Source organism: Halomonas sp. HAL1, assembly GCF_030544485.1.
Classification (GTDB): Bacteria; Pseudomonadota; Gammaproteobacteria; order Pseudomonadales; family Halomonadaceae; genus Vreelandella; species Vreelandella arctica.
Genome location: NZ_CP130610.1, coordinates 302,615 through 321,975, shown reverse-complemented (window position 1 = coordinate 321,975; position 19,361 = coordinate 302,615). Strand labels below are relative to the sequence as shown.

The 19,361-nt window shown below is 54.9% G+C and carries 16 protein-coding genes and 2 tRNA genes; 3 read left to right on the top strand and 15 right to left on the bottom strand.

Annotated elements, in window-relative coordinates:
* Positions 1-35 precede the first annotated feature (35 nt).
* The 3 genes from panC to Q3Y66_RS01545 all read left to right on the top strand — a co-directional run bounded on the left by panC (position 36) and on the right by Q3Y66_RS01545 (position 2,701).
* Positions 36-908, top strand: coding sequence for a pantoate--beta-alanine ligase (gene panC, locus Q3Y66_RS01555; RefSeq protein ID WP_008958805.1), 873 nt, complete (start codon positions 36-38; stop codon positions 906-908).
* A 28-nt stretch (positions 909-936) separates the two neighbouring features.
* Entirely contained in the window at positions 937-1,317 is a 381-nt protein-coding gene (panD, locus tag Q3Y66_RS01550) for an aspartate 1-decarboxylase (protein WP_008958804.1), read from the top strand.
* A 205-nt stretch (positions 1,318-1,522) separates the two neighbouring features.
* Positions 1,523-2,701, top strand: coding sequence for an acetyl-CoA C-acetyltransferase (locus tag Q3Y66_RS01545; protein ID WP_008958803.1), 1,179 nt, complete (start codon positions 1,523-1,525; stop codon positions 2,699-2,701).
* 74 nt (positions 2,702-2,775) lie between these two features.
* On the opposite strand, the gene Q3Y66_RS01540 is transcribed toward Q3Y66_RS01545, so the two are convergent.
* From Q3Y66_RS01540 to ftsH, 15 genes are all read right to left on the bottom strand, one after another.
* A complete protein-coding gene (locus tag Q3Y66_RS01540; protein ID WP_008958802.1) occupies positions 2,776-3,945 on the bottom strand; it encodes an MFS transporter in 1,170 nt (389 codons plus the stop codon).
* A gap of 139 nt (positions 3,946-4,084) precedes the next feature.
* Positions 4,085-6,253, bottom strand: coding sequence for a polyribonucleotide nucleotidyltransferase (pnp, locus tag Q3Y66_RS01535; RefSeq protein WP_008958801.1), 2,169 nt, complete (start codon positions 6,251-6,253; stop codon positions 4,085-4,087).
* A gap of 163 nt (positions 6,254-6,416) precedes the next feature.
* Entirely contained in the window at positions 6,417-6,686 is a 270-nt protein-coding gene (gene rpsO / locus Q3Y66_RS01530) for a 30S ribosomal protein S15 (RefSeq protein WP_007111823.1), read from the bottom strand.
* Positions 6,687-6,815: 129 nt separating this feature from the next.
* Complete coding sequence (gene truB, locus Q3Y66_RS01525; protein ID WP_008958800.1) at positions 6,816-7,736, bottom strand: tRNA pseudouridine(55) synthase TruB; 921 nt, start codon at positions 7,734-7,736, stop codon at positions 6,816-6,818.
* Positions 7,736-8,152, bottom strand: a complete 417-nt coding sequence (gene rbfA / locus Q3Y66_RS01520; protein WP_008958799.1) for a 30S ribosome-binding factor RbfA — start codon at positions 8,150-8,152, stop codon at positions 7,736-7,738. The genes truB and rbfA overlap by 1 nt, the downstream gene beginning before the upstream one ends.
* 18 nt (positions 8,153-8,170) lie before the next feature.
* Positions 8,171-10,750 carry a translation initiation factor IF-2 gene (gene infB / locus Q3Y66_RS01515; RefSeq protein WP_008958798.1) on the bottom strand — a complete coding sequence of 860 codons (2,580 nt, stop codon included), beginning with the start codon at positions 10,748-10,750 and terminating at the stop codon, positions 8,171-8,173.
* Between the two features lie 27 nt (positions 10,751-10,777).
* Complete coding sequence (gene nusA, locus Q3Y66_RS01510) at positions 10,778-12,292, bottom strand: transcription termination factor NusA (RefSeq protein ID WP_008958797.1); 1,515 nt, start codon at positions 12,290-12,292, stop codon at positions 10,778-10,780.
* Between the two features lie 72 nt (positions 12,293-12,364).
* Positions 12,365-12,826 carry a ribosome maturation factor RimP gene (gene rimP, locus Q3Y66_RS01505; RefSeq protein WP_008958796.1) on the bottom strand — a complete coding sequence of 154 codons (462 nt, stop codon included), beginning with the start codon at positions 12,824-12,826 and terminating at the stop codon, positions 12,365-12,367.
* A gap of 353 nt (positions 12,827-13,179) precedes the next feature.
* Positions 13,180-13,256, bottom strand: a tRNA-Met gene (locus Q3Y66_RS01500).
* 167 nt (positions 13,257-13,423) lie between these two features.
* Positions 13,424-13,510, bottom strand: a tRNA-Leu gene (locus Q3Y66_RS01495).
* A 64-nt stretch (positions 13,511-13,574) separates the two neighbouring features.
* Entirely contained in the window at positions 13,575-13,934 is a 360-nt protein-coding gene (gene secG / locus Q3Y66_RS01490; RefSeq protein WP_008958795.1) for a preprotein translocase subunit SecG, read from the bottom strand.
* A 4-nt stretch (positions 13,935-13,938) separates the two neighbouring features.
* The gene (tpiA, locus tag Q3Y66_RS01485) at positions 13,939-14,688 is read right to left on the bottom strand and encodes a triose-phosphate isomerase (RefSeq protein WP_008958794.1); all 750 of its coding nucleotides are present in this window, start codon (positions 14,686-14,688) and stop codon (positions 13,939-13,941) included.
* Positions 14,689-14,826: 138 nt separating this feature from the next.
* Positions 14,827-16,176, bottom strand: a complete 1,350-nt coding sequence (glmM, locus tag Q3Y66_RS01480; RefSeq protein WP_008958793.1) for a phosphoglucosamine mutase — start codon at positions 16,174-16,176, stop codon at positions 14,827-14,829.
* On the bottom strand, positions 16,173-17,087 hold the full coding sequence (gene folP, locus Q3Y66_RS01475; protein WP_035587114.1) for a dihydropteroate synthase: 915 nt from the start codon (positions 17,085-17,087) through the stop codon (positions 16,173-16,175). The genes glmM and folP overlap by 4 nt, the downstream gene beginning before the upstream one ends.
* A 114-nt stretch (positions 17,088-17,201) precedes the next feature.
* Positions 17,202-19,208 carry an ATP-dependent zinc metalloprotease FtsH gene (gene ftsH, locus Q3Y66_RS01470; RefSeq protein WP_008958791.1) on the bottom strand — a complete coding sequence of 669 codons (2,007 nt, stop codon included), beginning with the start codon at positions 19,206-19,208 and terminating at the stop codon, positions 17,202-17,204.
* Between the last annotated feature and the right edge of the window lie 153 nt (positions 19,209-19,361).

The following is a 19,361-nucleotide window of genomic DNA, read 5'->3' as shown; positions in this document are numbered from 1 at the left end:
TTTAAAGACCGCCTTTAGAAGAAGACACCTCGATTATGCGCACTTTGCGAGACATTGATCAGCTACGCAGTACGCTGCAGGAATACCGTCAGCGCGGCCAGCGCATCGCCCTGGTGCCCACCATGGGCAATCTGCATGCTGGGCATCTAGCGCTAGTGGCCTGCGCGCGCCAGCACGCTGACATTGTGGTTTCCAGCCTGTTTGTCAACCCGATGCAGTTCGGCCCAGGCGAAGATTTAGACGGCTATCCGCGTACCTTTGACGCCGACCAGGCGCAGTTGGTTGAGGCTGGCTGTGACGTGCTGTTTGCACCAGCGGTGAGCTCACTTTATCCAAACGGTTTGGATGCTCAAACCCGTGTTCATGTACCCGTGGTGGGCGAAGGTTTGTGTGGCGGCTCTAGACCTGGCCATTTCGACGGCGTTTCCACCGTCGTGAGCATGCTGTTTAACCTTGTACAGCCAGACGTCGCCTGCTTTGGTGAGAAGGATTACCAGCAGCTGGCGGTGATTCGCAAGCTGGTGCGCGACCTGCATATGCCGATCGAGATTATCGGTGTGCCGATCGTGCGAGCCGAGGATGGTTTGGCGCTGTCATCGCGAAATGGGTATTTAAGTAGCGAGGAGCGTGCGAAGGCGCCCGCGCTATACCGCACGCTGTGTACGCTACGCGATAGCCTTGAACGCGGCACTGCTATCGAAACAGCCCTTAATCAAGGCAAAACCGCGCTCTATGAAGCGGGCTTTACGCCGGACTACCTGGAACTACGTGAGGCCACGCTCGCGCCAGTTAGCCCCACCACTCGCCAAGCGATACTGCTGGCCGCGGCCAAGCTAGGTTCTGCGCGATTAATCGATAACCTTACGGTTCAACTCCCAGGCAGTACCACGAATACTGCCAGAGAATAAATAAACAACGGGTCATAAAGGAACTTACATGCATACCATTATGCTCAAAGCCAAGCTGCACATGGCACGCGTCACTCACGCGGTGCTCAACTACGAAGGTTCCTGTGCCATTGATGGCGACCTGCTGGATATGGCGGGCATTCGCGAAAATGAGCAAATACAGATTTATAACGTAGAGAACGGCGAGCGCTTCACTACGTACGCTATTCGCGGTGAGGAAGGCTCCAAGCTAATCTCGATCAACGGCGCGGCGGCCCACCTTGCCGCACCTGGACATCGCATTATTATCTGCAGCTACGCCCACTACACTGAAGCCGAATTGGAAAAACATCAGCCCGCGCTGGTGTATCTCCAGGAAGGCAACCACGTCAGCCACACCAGCAATATTATACCGGTGCAGTTAGCGTAGACGAAGGACACTTCAAGCTTTTCTCAAACGGGCCATTTTGTGGCCCGTTTTAATTTGCTTATAAAAGCGTATTGCCGCAATGCGCACCCTTCCCCTATGCTGAAGAGACGGCTGACAGAGCACGTCTAAAAGAGTACGGCTGACAGAGTACGCCAACCGGGCATCTGGAATCAGACTGCCTGCTTTTAACTCCAGGAGTCATCTTATGAAAGAAGTAGTCATTGTTGCGGCGCGCCGCACCGCTGTTGGTGCCTTTGGTGGTTCACTGGCTGGCATCCCGGCAAGTGACCTTGGCGCTTTAGTCATTAAAGATATCCTCTCATCAACCGGCGTAGCCCCCGACCAAGTTGATGAAGTACTGCTAGGCCAGGTGTTGACCGCAGGCGTCGGCCAAAACCCAGCTCGCCAAGCATCGATCAAAGGCGGCTTACCGGCCTCGGTACCCGCCATGACCATCAACAAAGTATGTGGCTCGGGTCTTAAAGCGATTCACCTCGCCACGCAGGCAATTCGCTGCGGCGATGCCGACCTGATTCTGGCTGGCGGCCAGGAGAATATGTCTGCCTCGCCCCACGTATTGCCTAACTCGCGTAACGGTCAGCGCATGGGCGATTGGAAAGCCATCGATACCATGGTGCATGACGGCCTGTGGGACGCGTTCAACGACTATCACATGGGCATTACCGCTGAGAACTTAGCCGAGAAGTACGGCATCACTCGCGAAGAGATGGATAAATTTGCTGCCCAATCTCAGCAGAACGCCGCAAATGCCATCAAAGAGGGTAAATTCAAAAGCCAAATAGTGCCGGTAGAAATTCCTCAGCGTAAAGGCGACCCGGTCGTCTTTGATACCGACGAGAACCCGCGCGAAGTCAGCGCCGAAAAACTGGCGGGTATGAAACCGGCGTTTAAAAAAGATGGTACCGTTACGGCGGGTAACGCCTCTTCATTAAACGATGGTGCGGCCGTGGTGATGATTTGCTCCGCTGAAAAAGCCAAAGAGCTTGGCCTGGAGCCGCTAGCGCGTATTGCCGCTTACGCCAACGCCGCTGTTGACCCGGCTATTATGGGGATTGGTCCTGCGCCCGCTACCCGCCGCTGTCTAGAGAAAGCGGGCTGGAGCTTGGATGAACTAGACCTAGCAGAAGCCAACGAGGCGTTCGCAGCACAAGCGCTATCCGTCAACAAAGAGCTTGGCTGGGATGTCAGCAAGGTGAACGTTAATGGCGGCGCCATCGCCTTGGGCCACCCGATTGGTGCCTCAGGCTGTCGCGTACTGGTATCACTGCTGCACGAAATGATCGCTCGTGATGCTAAGAAAGGTCTTGCGACACTGTGTATCGGCGGTGGCCAGGGTGTGGCGCTGGCCATTGAGCGCCCTTAAATAACTCGCTGGTAATCGCTAATCATGAATGTAATGCCCCCAACTGCTGGGGGCATTTTTTGGCGCTTATGGGGTCAACGCGATTTCACTCCGACCACCCTGGCTGGCGTACTAATCACCAATAGTGCCCCCAGCAGGAATAGCCCCGATGCCGCCCACATGGCAATGGGTAAGCTAGTACCATCGACAGTACGCCCACCCAGCATGGCCCCAAGGCCAATGGACATGTTGAAAGTGAAGGCCATCAAAGCCGTGGCGGCTTCGGTATTGGGCGCGGTGCGTAAAATCCAGGTCTGGATGCTGACCGAGACGCTGCCAAACACCGCGCCCCACGCCATTAACAACATAACGCCGCTGCTCGGCTGCACACCCAGCACGGGGAACACAGCTACAACGAGTAGCAACAGACTGGGAATCGCCAGCACGGCGCGGTAGGGGTGGCGTCCGGCAAACATCCCGGCCGCGATATTGCCCAGAATACCCGCCGCCCCATAGAGTAGTAGCAAGCTGCCCACATGACGTTGGGAAATACCGCTGATCTCTTGCAAAATGGGGCTAATAAAGGTGTAGGCGGCAAAGTGGCCAACCACCACAAAGCCTGTGGTTAACACCGCCACCCGCACTCCCCGATTGCTGAATTGCTGCGCCAGTACGCGCAGGCGCACCGGCTCCCTTGGAGGTAATGGCGGCAGCCAGCACCACAGCGCAATCGCTGTTAACAGGCTAAAAACGCCCAGTGCGCCAAAGGCGACCCGCCAGTTACTTAGATCCCCCAACAGCGTGCCTAGCGGCACACCCAACACGGAGGCCGCCGCGACGCCACCAAAGATCATCGTCATTGCTTTTGGCACCTGCGCTTCAGGCACTAGGCGCGGGGCAATACTGCCGGCAACGGCCCAAAACCCACCAATACTAAGCCCCACCAACACCCGAGCGGCAAGCAGCAGTATGAAACTGCTCGCCAGGGCCGACAACACACTCCCGGCTACCATGACGATCATCAATACCGTGAGCATGATGCGCCTATCCAAGCGCCCCACCGCGACCGGTAACAGCGGGGCTGAAAAGGCAGCGACGACGCCAGGTACGGTGACCATCAAGCCCGCCATACCTGGCGTAACACCCATTGAAGCGGCCACTTGAGAGAGCAGCCCAATCGGCAGCTGTTCAGCGGTCACCAATAAAAAAATGCCGATCATTACGGCCACCACCGCCCACCAGCGTGGCGCTTGTTCCTGCTCCATTTACTTCTCCCTAGCCAACCAACCTGCACTTGGCAAATGTACATCTGACAGACCAATGCCTCATAAACAACATCGCCCCCGCAGCCAGGGGCTACGAGGGCGATAACAAAAACCTAACTAGCGATTTAAATCGAACTGATTAAATCGTGGCTTCGGCTTCCGTTGCTTCTGCGACAAAAGCAGCTTTCTCTTCTTCGGTGATCTCTTTCATCGACAGCTTCACGCGGTTGCGGTTGTCGATATCCAGCACCTTAACAATCACGTCGTCGCCTTCGTTCAAGAAGTCACGCACGTTATTAACGCGCTCAGCAACGATCTGCGAGATGTGCACCAGGCCATCGGTTCCCGGCATGATGTTAACAAACGCACCAAAGTCGGCAATACGGACTACCTTTCCGTTGTACAGCTTGCCAATTTCCGCTTCTGCGGTAATCGCCAGTACGGTATCGATGGCGCGTTTCGCAGCGGCTTTATCTTCCGCGTAGATACGTACGGTGCCATCGTCGTCGAGATCAATAGATGCACCGGTGTCTTCGCAAATTTTGCGAATCGTCGCGCCGCCTTTACCGATAACGTCACGAATCTTATCAGGATCAATTTTAATGGTTGCCATGGACGGCGCGTTGTCGGAGACATCGCTACGGCTCTGGCTGATCACGACATTCATCTGCTCGAGAATACTCAAACGCGCGGTCAGTGCTTGCTGCAGCGCGAGCTCCATAATCTCTTCGTTGATGCCTTCGATCTTGATGTCCATCTGCAGGGCGGTAATGCCCTCTTCAGAACCGGCCACTTTAAAGTCCATATCGCCAAGGTGATCTTCGTCACCCAGGATATCGGTCAATACCGCAAAGCCATCAGCGTCTTTCACCAAGCCCATGGCAATACCAGCAACCGGAGCCTTTAGCGGCACACCCGCGTCCATCAAGGCCAGCGAAGAGCCACACACAGAGGCCATAGAGCTTGAACCGTTAGACTCGGTGATTTCGGACACTACACGAATGGTATACGGGAAAGCATCTTCGGCGGGCAGCATGGCCTGCACGCCACGACGCGCCAAGCGGCCGTGACCGATTTCACGACGTTTCGGGCCACCCATAAAGCCAGCTTCGCCCACTGAGTAGGGAGGGAAGTTGTAGTGCAGCATAAAGCGGTCTTTACGCTCACCTTCCAACGATTCGATGAGCTGAGAATCACGCAGCGTGCCCAACGTTGCCACGGCAATCGCCTGGGTCTCACCGCGAGTGAAAACAGCAGAGCCGTGCGCTTTGGGCAGCACACCGACTTCGATGGCCAAGGGGCGCACGGTTTGGTTATCACGACCGTCAATGCGCGGCTCGCCTTTTACCACGCGTGAACGGACAACGCGTTTTTCCAATCCAGCAAAGGCACCTTTCACGTCATCTTTACTGAACTTGTCATTAACCGGTTCGCCTTCATCGGCTGCCAGCTGCTCAATGGCTTGAGCTTTCAGCTCAGCTAGCGCATCTTGGCGCTGCATCTTGTCAGTGATGCGATAGGCATCGCCCACTTTCGCTTCAAAGGCATCGGCCATGGCGGCTTTAAGCGCCACGTTTTCTTCAGCTGCCTGCCATTCCCAGCGCGGCTTGCCCGCTTCAGCGACCAGCTCGTTGATCGCACTGATGGCGACCTGCATCTCCTGGTGACCGAACAGTACGGCACCCAGCATCTCGTCTTCAAGCAGCTCTTTGGCTTCGGACTCAACCATCAGCACGGCTTTTTCAGTACCGGCGACGACCATGTCGAGCTCAGAAGTGGCCAGTTCTTCAACCGTCGGGTTGAGGAAGTAGCCTTTCTCTTCGTTAAAGCCAACGCGAGCCGCGCCAATCGGGCCACTAAACGGTACGCCAGAGATGCTCAGCGCCGCGGAGGTGCCAAGCAAAGCGGCGATATCCGGATCGTGGTTACGATCGGTGGAGAGAACGGTACAGACAACCTGCACTTCGTTCATAAAGCCTTTGGGGAATAGCGGGCGGATAGGGCGATCAATCAGTCGCGATGTTAGCGTCTCTTTTTCAGTGGGGCGCCCTTCGCGCTTGAAGAAGCCGCCAGGAATTTTGCCCACCGCGTAGGTTTTCTCTTGGTAGTGTACCGAGAGGGGGAAAAAGGGTTGGCTCGGGTTTGCCTCTTTGCGAGCAACAACGGTACACAGCACGACGGTGTCATCCATTGTTACCATGACAGCGCCGGTAGCTTGGCGAGCAATACGCCCGGTTTCGAGCGTGACGGTGCTACGACCGTACTGGAACGTTTTCTTTACCGGATTCACAGCGACTTCCTTCAGCATTATCAATATCTACTTGTCTATTCGTTTAGGTCGTTTTGACTCGTTACCATTCTAGGCGCTGGAGCGCGTTAGGGCTACCTGTTCCCTCTCGTCGTCAACTCGAAACATAAAAAAACGGGCAGCTCCTTGGGAGCTGCCCGTTTCTAATCGTTGCCGTTAACGCTTAACGACGCAGACCTAAACGCTGAATCAGAGATTGATAGCGTTCGAAATCTTTACGCTTTAGGTAGTCCAGCAGCTTACGACGCTGGTTAACCATGCGGATCAGACCACGACGAGAGTGGTGATCCTGCTTGTTGGTCTTGAAGTGGTCCTGCAGGCCATTGATGTTGGCGCTCAGCAGTGCAACCTGCACTTCAGGGGATCCGGTATCGTTATCGCCGCGGCCGTATTCAGTGACGATCTCGGCCTTCTTCTCAGCGGTTAAAGCCATCTGTATCTCCAGTAAGCAATATGCCTAAAAATGAATGGGTGAGACCACGCATATTTGCAGTCTCAAGCTACTATGTGCGTCTTGCATCTTACTATTTTCACGTAGTCTGCGGCGTCCTTGCAACAGGTCTTACGAGATAGCGACGGTACTTAACAGCCGCTTAGGCGCCACTTCCTGGGCACCTTTCACTACACCAAGGCCGATAAACGTCTCGGCGTAATAAAGTCTGGCTACGTCGTCCGCGGCTAATGCGCCGGTTTCAAGAGTAGCGGGCTGGCCATGGGCCAAACGGGCGTGAGCGGTGTCATCGACTGTCAGTAACGGTAAATGATCAACGAGCACATCCACGGGCATTAGCTCAGCTTCCAAGGCGGCTTGGTCGGCTAACGCTTCCAAGGCCTCTAGCGTCCACATCGCGTCGGCTAAAAAGGGCCCTGTTGTGAGCCTTCTTAGTTGACTAATGTGCGCGCCACAGCCAAGCGCCTGACCAATATCTTCGGCTAACGTGCGGATATAAGTGCCTTTACTGCAACTTACTTCCAGCTCGAAAGCCGTGCCATCAAATGAAAGCAGGCGCGCATCATACACGCTTATCCGGCGTGCTGCACGCTCTACGTGTTTGCCTTCACGGGCCAACTCGTAGAGTTTTTTGCCCTGATGCTTTAAAGCCGAATACATGGGCGGCACTTGGTCAATCTCACCGCGAAAGCGGGTGAGCACAGCTTTTACGTCATCGACGCTTAGGCTGGGAACCTCATGCTGCTCCATCACCGAGCCTTCCGCATCGCCGGTATCGGTGATTACCCCCAGTTCTACCCGGGTGCGATACACCTTGTCGGCTTCAAGCAAGTGCGACGAGAACTTGGTCGCTTCTCCAAGGCAGATCGGCAATAAGCCGGTTGCCATCGGGTCTAGCGTGCCGGTGTGTCCGGCTTTTTGAGCCTGGAATAACCGACGAACACGCTGCAGCGCATGGTTGCTGGAAACGCCCTTGGGCTTATCCAGCAGCAGTACGCCATTGACCGGCAAACCGCGACGTTGGCGCGCCACTAGCGAGTTTCCTCACTTTGCTCGGCGTCGGCGTCATCCTCGTCATCTTGATAGCGTGCACGATCCGTGGTCACCGCTTCATCAATCAATGAAGAGAGTTGCTGACCACGCACCACGCTTTCATCGAAATGAAAACGCAGCTCCGGTACGTGACGTAGCTTGATGCGCTTAGCAATCTGGCTTCTTAGAAAACCGGCGGCACGCTTAAGCACTTGCAGGTTTTCTTTAATACGCTCGGGTTCTTGCTCACCCAACAAAGTGACGTAGACATCGGAGTAGCCAAGGTCACGGCTAACGGTAACGCCGCTAACGGTGACCATACCTAAACGTGGGTCTTTCACTTCACGTTGGATCAACACCGCCAGCTCCTTTTGGAGCTGGTCGGCTACCCGGTCGGTACGCTTAAATTCGCGCATGTTTAGCTCCTCGCAACCTTACAGGCTGCGCTCGACCTTCACTTGGTCGAAGACTTCGATCTTATCGCCGACTTGGACATCGTTGTAGTTCTTCACGCCGATACCACACTCCATGCCGTTGCGCACTTCCTGCACATCGTCTTTGAAGCGGCGCAGCGATTCGAGCTCACCTTCGTAGATCACCACGTCGTCACGCAGCACGCGGATCTTCTTATTACGATGCACGTTGCCTTCAATCACCATACAGCCAGCGATTGCACCAATTTTCGGTGCACGGAAGACGTCGCGTACTTCGGCAATACCGACGATCTCTTCTTTCCATTCAGGTGCGAGCATACCGCTCATCGCCTGTTTGACCTCGTCGATCAACTGGTAGATGACGCTGTAATAGCGCAGATCCAGGCCTTCACGCTCGATGATCTCACGGGCAGCGGCATCAGCACGGACGTTGAAGCCGACCACGATAGCTTCAGAAGCAAGTGCCAAGTTGGCATCGGTACCGGTGATACCACCCACACCCGAAGAAACCACGGCCACTTCCACTTCATCGGTGGAGAGCTCTTCCAGGGCGCCTTTGATCGCTTCCAGGGAGCCTTGAACGTCGGCTTTGAGGACGACATTGACCTTGGCCACTTCGTCTTGGCCCATCTGGCTGAACATGTTCTCCAGTTTGGCCTTCTGCTGACGCGCCAGGCGTACTTCGCGGTATTTGCCTTGACGGAAATTAGCCACTTCGCGGGCTTTTTTCTCGTCGGCGACGACCATAAAGTCATCACCGGCATCCGGTGTACCGCCTAAGCCTTGGATCTCTACCGGCATGGCCGGACCAACCGAATCAACCTGCTGGGCAAGTTCGTTGGTCAGCGCACGCACACGACCATAATGTAGACCCGCCAGGACGATATCGCCCTTTTTCAGTGTACCGTTCTGAACCAGTACGGTAGCGACCGGGCCACGGCCTTTATCAAGGCGTGACTCAACCACCACACCTTTACCTGGCGCGGAAGGCACGGCTTTTAGCTCAAGCACTTCGGAGGCCAGCTGGATAGCTTCCAGCAGCTCTTCCATACCTTCACCTGTCTTAGCAGACACGTGAACAAACTGGGTGTCACCGCCCCACTCTTCCGAAATCACGCCGTGCTGGGAAAGCTCGTTCTTGATGCGATCCAGGTCGATACCCTGCTTATCGATCTTATTCACCGCCACCACCATCGGTACTTCAGCGGCTTTGGAGTGCTCAATCGCTTCAATGGTCTGCGGCATCACGCCGTCATCCGCTGCAACGACCAGAATCACGACGTCCGTTGCCTTGGCACCACGGGCACGCATGGCGGTAAACGCCGCGTGGCCTGGGGTATCCAGGAAGGTAACGCCACCGTGGTTATCTTCCACGTGATACGCACCGATGTGCTGGGTAATACCGCCCGCTTCACCAGTGGCAACCTTCGCCTTACGGATATAATCCAGCAGCGAGGTTTTACCGTGGTCAACGTGACCCATCACCGTAACAACGGGTGAGCGAGTAATCTCTTCGCCTTCGTAGGAGATGCCTTCGAGCATTTCCGTTTCCAGCGCGTCATCTTTAACCAGCTTCGCGGTATGGCCCATCTCTTCCACCACGATCGCCGCCGTATCCTGATCGATAGTTTGGTTGATGGTGACCGCTGCGCCCATGTTAAACATGGCCTTGATCACTTCGTTAGCCTTGATCGACATTTTGTCGGCCAATTCCGCCACGCTGATCGATTCTGGGATCGATACTTCACGCACCATCGGCTGAGTCGGTTTCTGGAAAGCGTGCTTGCCATTGCCGGTTTGGTTGCCACCACGGCGACCACCACGACGTTGTTCGGCACGTTTTACCTTCTTACCGCCGCCACCGCGTTTACGCTCTTCGCGATCACCACGATCTTCATCGTCACGACGACCTTTGGCCTTCGCTGCCGTTTTCTTCGGCGGCGCGGTACGACGGTCAGAGCGGCCCTCTTTCGGCGGCGCCGGCGGCATATCGTCACCAGACGGGGTATCGTCGATTTGCAGATTAGGCACGTCGAGATCAGGCGTTACAGGCGCTTTTTCAGCTCTCGGCTTGGCGTCAGCTGGCTTTTTAGCGACGGCATCTTTCTTGCTCGCTGCTTCTTCAGCCGCTTTAGCTGCCTGGGCCTTCTGCGCAGCTGCTTTTTCTTCAGCGACACGCGCATCGTTTACTTTGCGCTCAGCTTCCGCTTCCGCCATATCGCCCACTAACTGGCGTGGGCCGGTGTAGCTAGGCTCTGGCGCTTTCGGCTTCTCATCTTCAGCGCTTTTGACGTAAGTCTTTTTCTTACGTACCTGCACTTCGATAGTTTTGCCACGCTCGCCAGTATTAATACGGCTACGGGTTTTGCGCGTCAGCGTGATGCGGTTTTTGCCCGCTTCAGCCGTGTCGCTGCCACCGTGGCTTTTCTTCAAGAAACTCAGCAGCTTTTGCTTATCTTCTTCAGACACAGCATCGCTTTCAGAAGCGTGCTCTAAACCTGCTTCTTTCATTTGCTCTAGTAGGCGGGGCACATCACGGCCCACCTTTCCTGCGAAATCTTTAACTGTCATATCTGACATATTGACCCTCCTCAGCCCGTGACCTGTTTACTGTGTGTTCGAATCCGATGCGTCATCGACTTCAAACCAGGGCGCACGGGCAGTCATGATCAGTGCCGCTGCGCGCGCTTCGTCCAACTCCTCGATATCGACCAGATCGTCGACAGACTGCTCGGCGAGATCTTCCATAGTGACAATGCCGCGACTGGCCAAAATGAAGGCCAGGTGGCGCTCCATGCCATCCATCTCCAGCAGATCAGCTGCTGGTTGGGCACCGTCTAGCGCTTCTTCCGAGGCAATTGCCATCGTCAGCAGCTCGTCTTTCGCACGTGCGCGTAGCTGCTCTACTAATTCTTCATCGAACTCTTCGATTTCGAGCATCTCTTCCATCGGCACGTAGGCGACTTCTTCCAGGGTAGTGAACCCCTCTTCCACCAACAGGCGAGCGACATCTTCATCCACTTCAAGGTGCTGGATGAAAGAGTCCACCAGGCTATCAATCTCTTGGTCGCGCTTAGACTCTGCTTCTTCTTCGGTCATGACGTTAATCCGCCAGCCGGTAAGCTCAGAGGCCAAACGCACGTTCTGGCCGCTACGGCCAATGGCCTGAGCCAGATTATCTTGCGCTACGGCCACGTCCATCGCGTGGGCATCTTCGTCAACAAGGATAGACCCAACATCGGCGGGCGCCATGGCATTAATTACCAACTGGGCGGGATTGTCGTCCCACAACACAATATCGACACGCTCGTTTTGCAGCTCGGACGAGACTGCTTGAACTCGCGAACCGCGCATACCCACACAGGCACCCACGGGGTCGATACGGCGATCATTGGTTTTAACCGCAATTTTGGCGCGCGAACCGGGATCCCGCGCAGCCCCTTTAATCTCAATCAGCTGCTCAGCGATTTCAGGCACTTCAATTTTGAACAGCTCGATGATCAGCTCGGGACATGTCCGCGATAGCTGGAGCTGGGCGCCACGAGCGTCCGGGTCTACTTTGACCAACAGGGCACGCACCCGCTCATTCATGCGGTAACGCTCACCGTGGATCATTTCATTGCGGGGTAAAAACGCCTCAGCGTTTTCGCCCAAATCAATGATCAGACCGTCGCGGGTGGTTTTCTTAACAATGCCGGCAACCAGTTCGCCTTCACGATCTGCATATTGGCGCACGACTTCAGCCCGCTCAGCTTCACGCACTTTCTGTACGATAACCTGCTTAGCGGTTTGCGCAGCAATACGGCCAAACGATGCGTTTTCGATGGTTTTTTCAACCACATCGCCCAACTTTAGCGGCGGATCACGCTGCTCGGCGATGGTCTCTTTAATTTCATAATCTGGCGTTTCAAACTCGTCGTCTTCTACGACAGTCCAGAAGCGGAAGGTTTCGTATTCACCGGTGCGACGATCAATATGCACGCGCACATTGGCTTCTTCTTTATCAAACCGCTTACGTGACGCGCTCGCAAGAGCGGCTTCTACCGCTTCGAAGATGACATCACGTGGGACGCCCTTCTCATTGGAGATCGCGTCAACGACCATTAAAATTTCTTTACTCATGCGTATGCCTCGCCAGAAAACCTATCCTTATGTGCATCACCCCGGCAGCCTGCCGGCAGCGCCGCCACTCGGTTAATCGTCGAACTGCGGTACAATGTGAGCAGAATCAATACTCTCAATAGGAAAGCAATACTCTTCGCCATCCAGTTGAATGAGTACTTCATCCCCCTCAACACCGACCAGAAGCCCTTGATACTTGCGCCGCCCGTCAAAGGCAGTGCGCAGCTTGAGCGCGACGTGATGACCTTGAAAGCGGGTAAACTGATCCAGGGAATACAAGGGACGTGCCATGCCTGGCGAGGAGACTTCCAACCGATACTCACCGGCAATGGGGTCTTCCACATCCATAACAGCACTGACTTGGCGGCTAATATCTGCGCAGTCTTCCACGCTAACGCCACTCTCGCGCTCGATATAGATCACAAGCCGCGAATTTTTGCCCTGGGAAAGATGGTCGATGCCCCATAGCTCAAAGCCCATGGCAGCAACAACAGGTTCGATCAGCGCGTGAAGCGCAGCGTGTTTAGTGGCCACAGACAAAGCTCCTATAGCCGTTGCATCAGGCACCTGGCCAGGAGTTATTAGAAAAGCTAGGTGGCTGATTGGCGTTACTCGGAAATGTGCTCCCGGTTATCCGGACGCATCCGCTATTAAGATTACTCATATTAGCGACAAGCGGGCGCTAGCCCAATGCTCTTGCTAACCAAAAGCTGCTAACAAAAAGCCCCTTCACTGGAAGGGGCTTTTTAAAAGAAACCTTAAGTACTAATTCTTCAGTACTATCTTCAAGTACCGTTTCAGCAACACGCCCCAGGATTTACCTGATAGAAGCTATTTTCAATCTATAGTAATAGAGAAAACAACTTTTCAAACATGCTACTAGAAAATGGTAGCGGGGACCGGATTTGAACCGATGACCTTCGGGTTATGAGCCCGACGAGCTACCAGACTGCTCCACCCCGCATCAATCTAGGTCGACGATAATAGACACTAAAGCTACTTACGTCAACAACTACTTGCTTCAAGAACACTTTACTTGAAGCTGTCTTTCATTTTAGCTGCTAAATGTGATGTTCTCATTTTAACAACCCAAAAAGACATTCTGGGAAGCTGGCGAGCCAGCAAAACAGATGGTGCCGAAGGCGGGACTTGAACCCGCACGACCATACGGTCACTACCCCCTCAAGATAGCGTGTCTACCAATTCCACCACTTCGGCATCAGGAGAGACTACAAAATCACAGCGGTTAAATCTTCAACTACGCAGTCAATTCACCCACTACTTAGTCGCTGCTTTCCTCTAGCACTGGCGCGGCATTATCCACGCCTGCAGGCCTGTCGTCAAGCGTCGGAACGCTTTGCTGCTGCTCGATCAAACGCGAGTCTGGAATACCTGCTTCTGGTGCCTGACCAGCCTGGGTGGCGAAGTAAGCCAGCGCCATAGAGGTAACGAAGAAACCCGCTGCCAAAATAGCTGTCGTGCGCGATAAAAAGTTACCGCTGCCCCGCGAACCAAACACGGTTTGTGAAGCACCGCCCCCGAAAGCCGCACCGGCTTCGGCACCTTTCCCCTGCTGAAGCAGAATGAGTACCACCAGGGCGACCGCAATCACCACATGGATCATAAGAATTGCAACTTGCATGGCGTTATCCTGCTGACTGACAAATGGCATAAAAATCATCGGTCTTGAGTGAGGCTCCGCCCACTAGACCGCCGTCGATATCTGGCTGAGCAAGCAGCTCAGCCGCATTACTTGCGTTCATACTGCCGCCGTATAGCAAACGCAGCTGTTCAGCTAACCCCTTATCAAAGCCCGCCTGGTAAGCACGAATGCCTGCCATGACTTCCTGGGCTTGCTCAGGAGATGCCGTGCGTCCCGTGCCAATTGCCCAAACAGGCTCGTAGGCAATAACCACTTGCTTGCGCTGGTCTGGCTCCAGGCGAGACATTACATGCCCTACTTGACGCAGCACCACGTCCATCGTGCGGCCCGCGTCGCGCTCATCCAAGGATTCCCCCACACAGAGAATCGGCGTGATATCCACGCTCAATGCCGCTAGCAGGCGCGCAAATATCTGTTCGTCGCTCTCTTTATAAAGCTGACGCCGCTCTGAGTGCCCTACCAAGACGTAAGAGACCGCAAACTCTTTGAGCATACGACCACTCACTTCACCAGTATGGGCACCAGAGTGAATGGGATTCAACGTTTGTGCGCCCAATGATAGTCCCGTGCCCTCAAACGCAAGGCGCGCCGAATCCAAATAAGGGAACGGCGGAATGATAACGACATCCACGCCCTTTGGCGATACGGCGGCAGAGAAGGCCTGGCCGAATTCGTTGATCAACGCCACGGAACCGTTCATTTTCCAGTTGCCGGCAATTAAAGGCGTACGCATCGACTCTCCTCACTCAAGGTGGAGCGAAATGGTATAGGAGCGGCCTTGTCAAGACAACCGCTGTTGCAAGCACAGGTTTGCTTTCCTGGGCCAGCTAGCTATATCGACCAGCTAGCTATATCGAATAGTGGGGCACGTTTATTTAAGCAATGCCTGAACTTGATCAGCCAAGCTGTGCGCCAATTGCTCGACATCCAAATGGGCACGCCCCTCCACCATCACACGAATCAGTGGTTCAGTGCCTGACGGGCGCAACAATACGCGCCCTTCATCGCCCAGTTCATGCTCTAACGCAGCAACCGCCTGCTGTAGCGGCGCCGATGCCATCACCTCTTTAGCACTTGTATGGGCGGGTAATCGCACATTAATCAGCGCCTGCGGCACTTTTTCCAGCTCTTTTAGCAGCGTCGGCAGGCTCTTCTGCTCGCGCATCATCAGCGCCAACACCTGCAGCGCCGAGACGATACCATCACCGGTAGTCTGCACATGACCGCACACAATATGACCCGACGACTCACCGCCCAACTCCCAACCGTTGGCGGCCATTCGCTCCATGACAAAACGGTCGCCCACTTTTGCACGCTCAAAAGGAATACCCAGCTTATCCAGCGCCATGGATAGGCCAAAATTAGACATCAAAGTGCCCACCACGCCGCCCTGCAGCAAACCACGCTCATGACGATCACGGGCAATTAAATAGAGAATATCGTCGCCATCGACTTCGCGACCATCGCCGTCAACCAACATTACGCGATCGCCATCACCGTCAAAGGCAATCCCCAAGTCTGCATTTTGCTGAATGACGGCAGCACGCAGTGCGGCGGGATGCGTTGAGCCCACCTGCTGGTTAATATTCAACCCGTCGGGCGCAGCGCCGATCGTGGTGACGTAAGCCCCCAGCTCGCGAAACACATTAGGCGCGATATGGTAAGTGGCGCCGTGGGCGCAATCTAATACCACCTTAAGGCCATGCAAACTAAGCCGATCAGGCAGGGTTGATTTGCAAAATTCGATGTAACGGCCTGCGGCGTCGTCGATACGGGTAGCTTTACCCAACTGAGCGGCTTCTGCCGTGGTCAGTGGCGCTTCAAGCATGGCCTCAATACGATCTTCCGTTTCATCAGGAAGCTTCTTGCCCTCTGCGGAGAAGAATTTGATGCCATTGTCATCGAAGGGGTTATGCGATGCCGAAATGACAATCCCCGCGTCGGCACGGAACGTACGCGTTAAGTAGGCGATGCCCGGCGTCGGCATTGGCCCCAGCAGCGACACATCCACACCGGCGGCAGAAAGCCCCGCCTCTAATGCGGATTCAAACATGTAGCCAGAGATACGCGTATCTTTGCCAATTAACACCCGCGTTCGGCCTTTATCACGACGCAAGACCTGCCCTGCCGCCCAGCCTAGCTTGAGCATAAAATCAGCCGTAATGGGCGATTTACCCACTGTGCCGCGAATACCATCGGTACCAAAATAGCGCCTTGTCATGCGTTAGACTCCTTGTTAAGCGGCGGCTCGCAGCCCTCTTGTAGTACCGCCCACGCCATATTGACTGCATCTACCGTTGCAGCGACATCATGTACACGCAGAATATTCGCCCCACGCTCTACCGCCATGGCCGCCAGTGCCAAACCACCGGAAAGACGCTCCTCTACCGGGCGGCCTAACACTTTGCCAATCATACTCTTGCGCGACATACCTACCAGCAATGGAAGCTCCAACGATTGCAGAGTCTCCATATATTTGAGTAAGCGTAGATTGTGTTCGACGGTTTTGCCGAAGCCAAAACCAGGATCAATTAAAAGCCGATTACGGCGCAGCCCGGCCGCCTCACACTCGGCCACTCGACGGGCCAAATAGTCTGCTACCTCTTCCTCAATTGGGCGCGGATAAGCAGGTGCTTGCTGCATATCTTGCGGCTCGCCCTGGCGATGCATTAAGCAAACGGGCAGGCCACTGCCCACCGCAGCCAACAGTGCCCCTTCGCGCTCTAACGCGCGCACGTCGTTAAGCATACCGGCGCCCAGCTCACTCGCCTCGCGGATAACGGCAGGACAACTGGTATCCACCGATACCAGCGCATCCAGTTCGCTCACCAGGATTTCTACCACGGGGGCAACCCGGTCAAGCTCTTCCTGGGGGCTGACAGGCGTAGCGCCAGGACGAGTCGACTCGCCGCCCACATCAATGATTGCCGCCCCTTCCGCCAACATTCGCTCGGCATGGCGCAACGCATCATCTAACGCCACGTGCTGACCGCCATCAGAAAAAGAGTCGGGTGTTACATTAAGGATGCCCATAACGCGGGGAAAGGAGAGATCCAGCAGGTGGCGTCCACAACGCAGCTGGAAAGCATTTTCAGCTGTTTGCGTAGAGGACGTATCCATAAGTGATTTCATGCTGCAGCCTGGTCAATAAAAGAAACTTTGCAGTGTTATAGGTACAGCATAACAAAAAAGGCGCCCCTTGACGGGGCGCCTTCGGCTTATACGCAGGGTTAACTATCTAATCACCTAGGGACCCGCCGGGCCGCCAAGAGGATCTGAAGGCCGACGGCGCGGCTCGTCATCATCCTCTTCACCGTCGCCGCCAGAAGCATTGGTAGACGTATCATCATCGGCTTCTTGCGCTTTTGGCTTATCACCACCGCCAACTGGTGTACCGCCGCCGGATGAATCACCGTCGTCCCAGCCTTCCGGTGGGCGCGGGGCGCGACCTTCCATGATGTCTTTCAACTGCGTAGCATCAATAGTCTCATACTTCATCAACGCTTCGGCCATGGCATCAAGCTTGTCGCGATTATCAGTCAGGATTTGGCGCGCCTGCTCATAACAATCGTCGATGATTTTACGCACTTCTTTATCAAGGCGCGTCGTGGTATCACCCGACTTCATCTTACTGCCGCCCTGACCCGGGCCACCGAGGAACTGATGCGACTCGTCCTCGTCGTACATGATCGGACCCATCTCGTCCGACAAGCCCCACTTCGCCACCATGTTGTGGGCAAGCTCAGTGGCGCGTTTGATATCGTTAGAGGCGCCGGTGGTGACACCGTTCGGACCCAACGTCATCTCTTCAGCAATACGACCACCAAACAGCGAGCAGATCTGCCCCAGAATTTGCTGACGCGACAGGCTGTAGCGATCCTCTTCCGGCAAGAACATCGTCACGCCGAGGGCACGCCCACGGGGGATAATGGTTACCTTGTAGACCGGATCATGCGAAGGCACAACCAAACCGATAATGGCGTGACCTGATTCATGATAAGCGGTGTTGAGCTTCTCTTTATCGGTCATGACCATCGACTTGCGCTCAGCGCCCATCATGATCTTGTCTTTAGCCAGCTCCAACTCTTCCATGCTGACTAGGCGCTTATTGCGGCGCGCAGCAAAAAGTGCGGCTTCGTTGACCAGGTTGGCCAAATCCGCGCCAGAGAAGCCAGGCGTGCCGCGGGCAATCAGCTGCGGTTTTACGTCATCACCCAACGGCACTTTACGCAGGTGAACGCCAAGAATGTGCTCACGACCACGAATATCCGGCAAGCCAACGGTAACCTGACGGTCAAAGCGGCCTGGGCGCATTAGCGCAGGATCAAGCACGTCCGGGCGGTTAGTTGCAGCGATAACGATGACGCCTTCGTTGGCCTCAAAACCATCCATCTCGACCAGCAGCTGATTCAACGTCTGCTCGCGCTCGTCGTTACCGCCACCCATGCCAGCACCGCGAGAGCGACCCACAGCATCAATTTCATCGATAAAGATGATGCAGGGCGCCTGCTTCTTAGCCTGTTCGAACATGTCGCGCACACGTGATGCGCCGACACCGACAAACATTTCAACGAAGTCAGAGCCCGAGATAGAGAAGAACGGCACTTTCGCTTCGCCAGCAATGGATTTTGCCAGCAGCGTTTTACCGGTACCTGGGGGCCCTACCATTAACACGCCGCGGGGAATCGTACCGCCCAAACGCTGGAATTTGGTGGGGTCACGTAGGAAGTCGACCAACTCTTCGACTTCTTCTTTGGCTTCATCACAGCCAGCCACGTCAGCAAAGGTCGTTTTGATCTGATCTTGAGAGAGCAGCTTGGCCTTCGATTTACCAAAGCTCATCGGGCCGCCTTTACCGCCGCCGGCGCCACCCTGCATTTGGCGCATAAAGAACATAAAGATGCCCAAAATCAGCAGAATCGGGAAGCTGGCAATAAGCAGCCGTGTCCAGATACTTTGCTGCTCTGGCTCTTTACCCACGACCGTCACATTATTGCTCAACAGGTCGTCCATCAGCTTCGGATCTTCTGCCGATGGGCGGATCGTCTGAAACTGAGAGCCATCCGTACGCTCACCACTGATGGTGTAACCATCAATCGTGACGCTACGTACCTGCTGATTTTGCACCTGCTGCACAAACTGAGAATAGTTGGTGTTTTGCGGTGCACTTTCGGTGCTGAAATTATTGAACACTGTCAGTAGGACGGCCGCGATGACCAACCACAGAATCAGGTTCTTCGCCATATCATTCAAGGGGCTACCCTCATTACAAGAATCCGTCAGTTAAAACCTGATGCTTAATAAAGCCTGCTACTAATAATCTTAGTACTACGACATTACATCAGCATCAAGCGTTTAACCATTGCCAAAGCGTCTTATGCCTCGGGCCATCTGTGTCACGCGCGT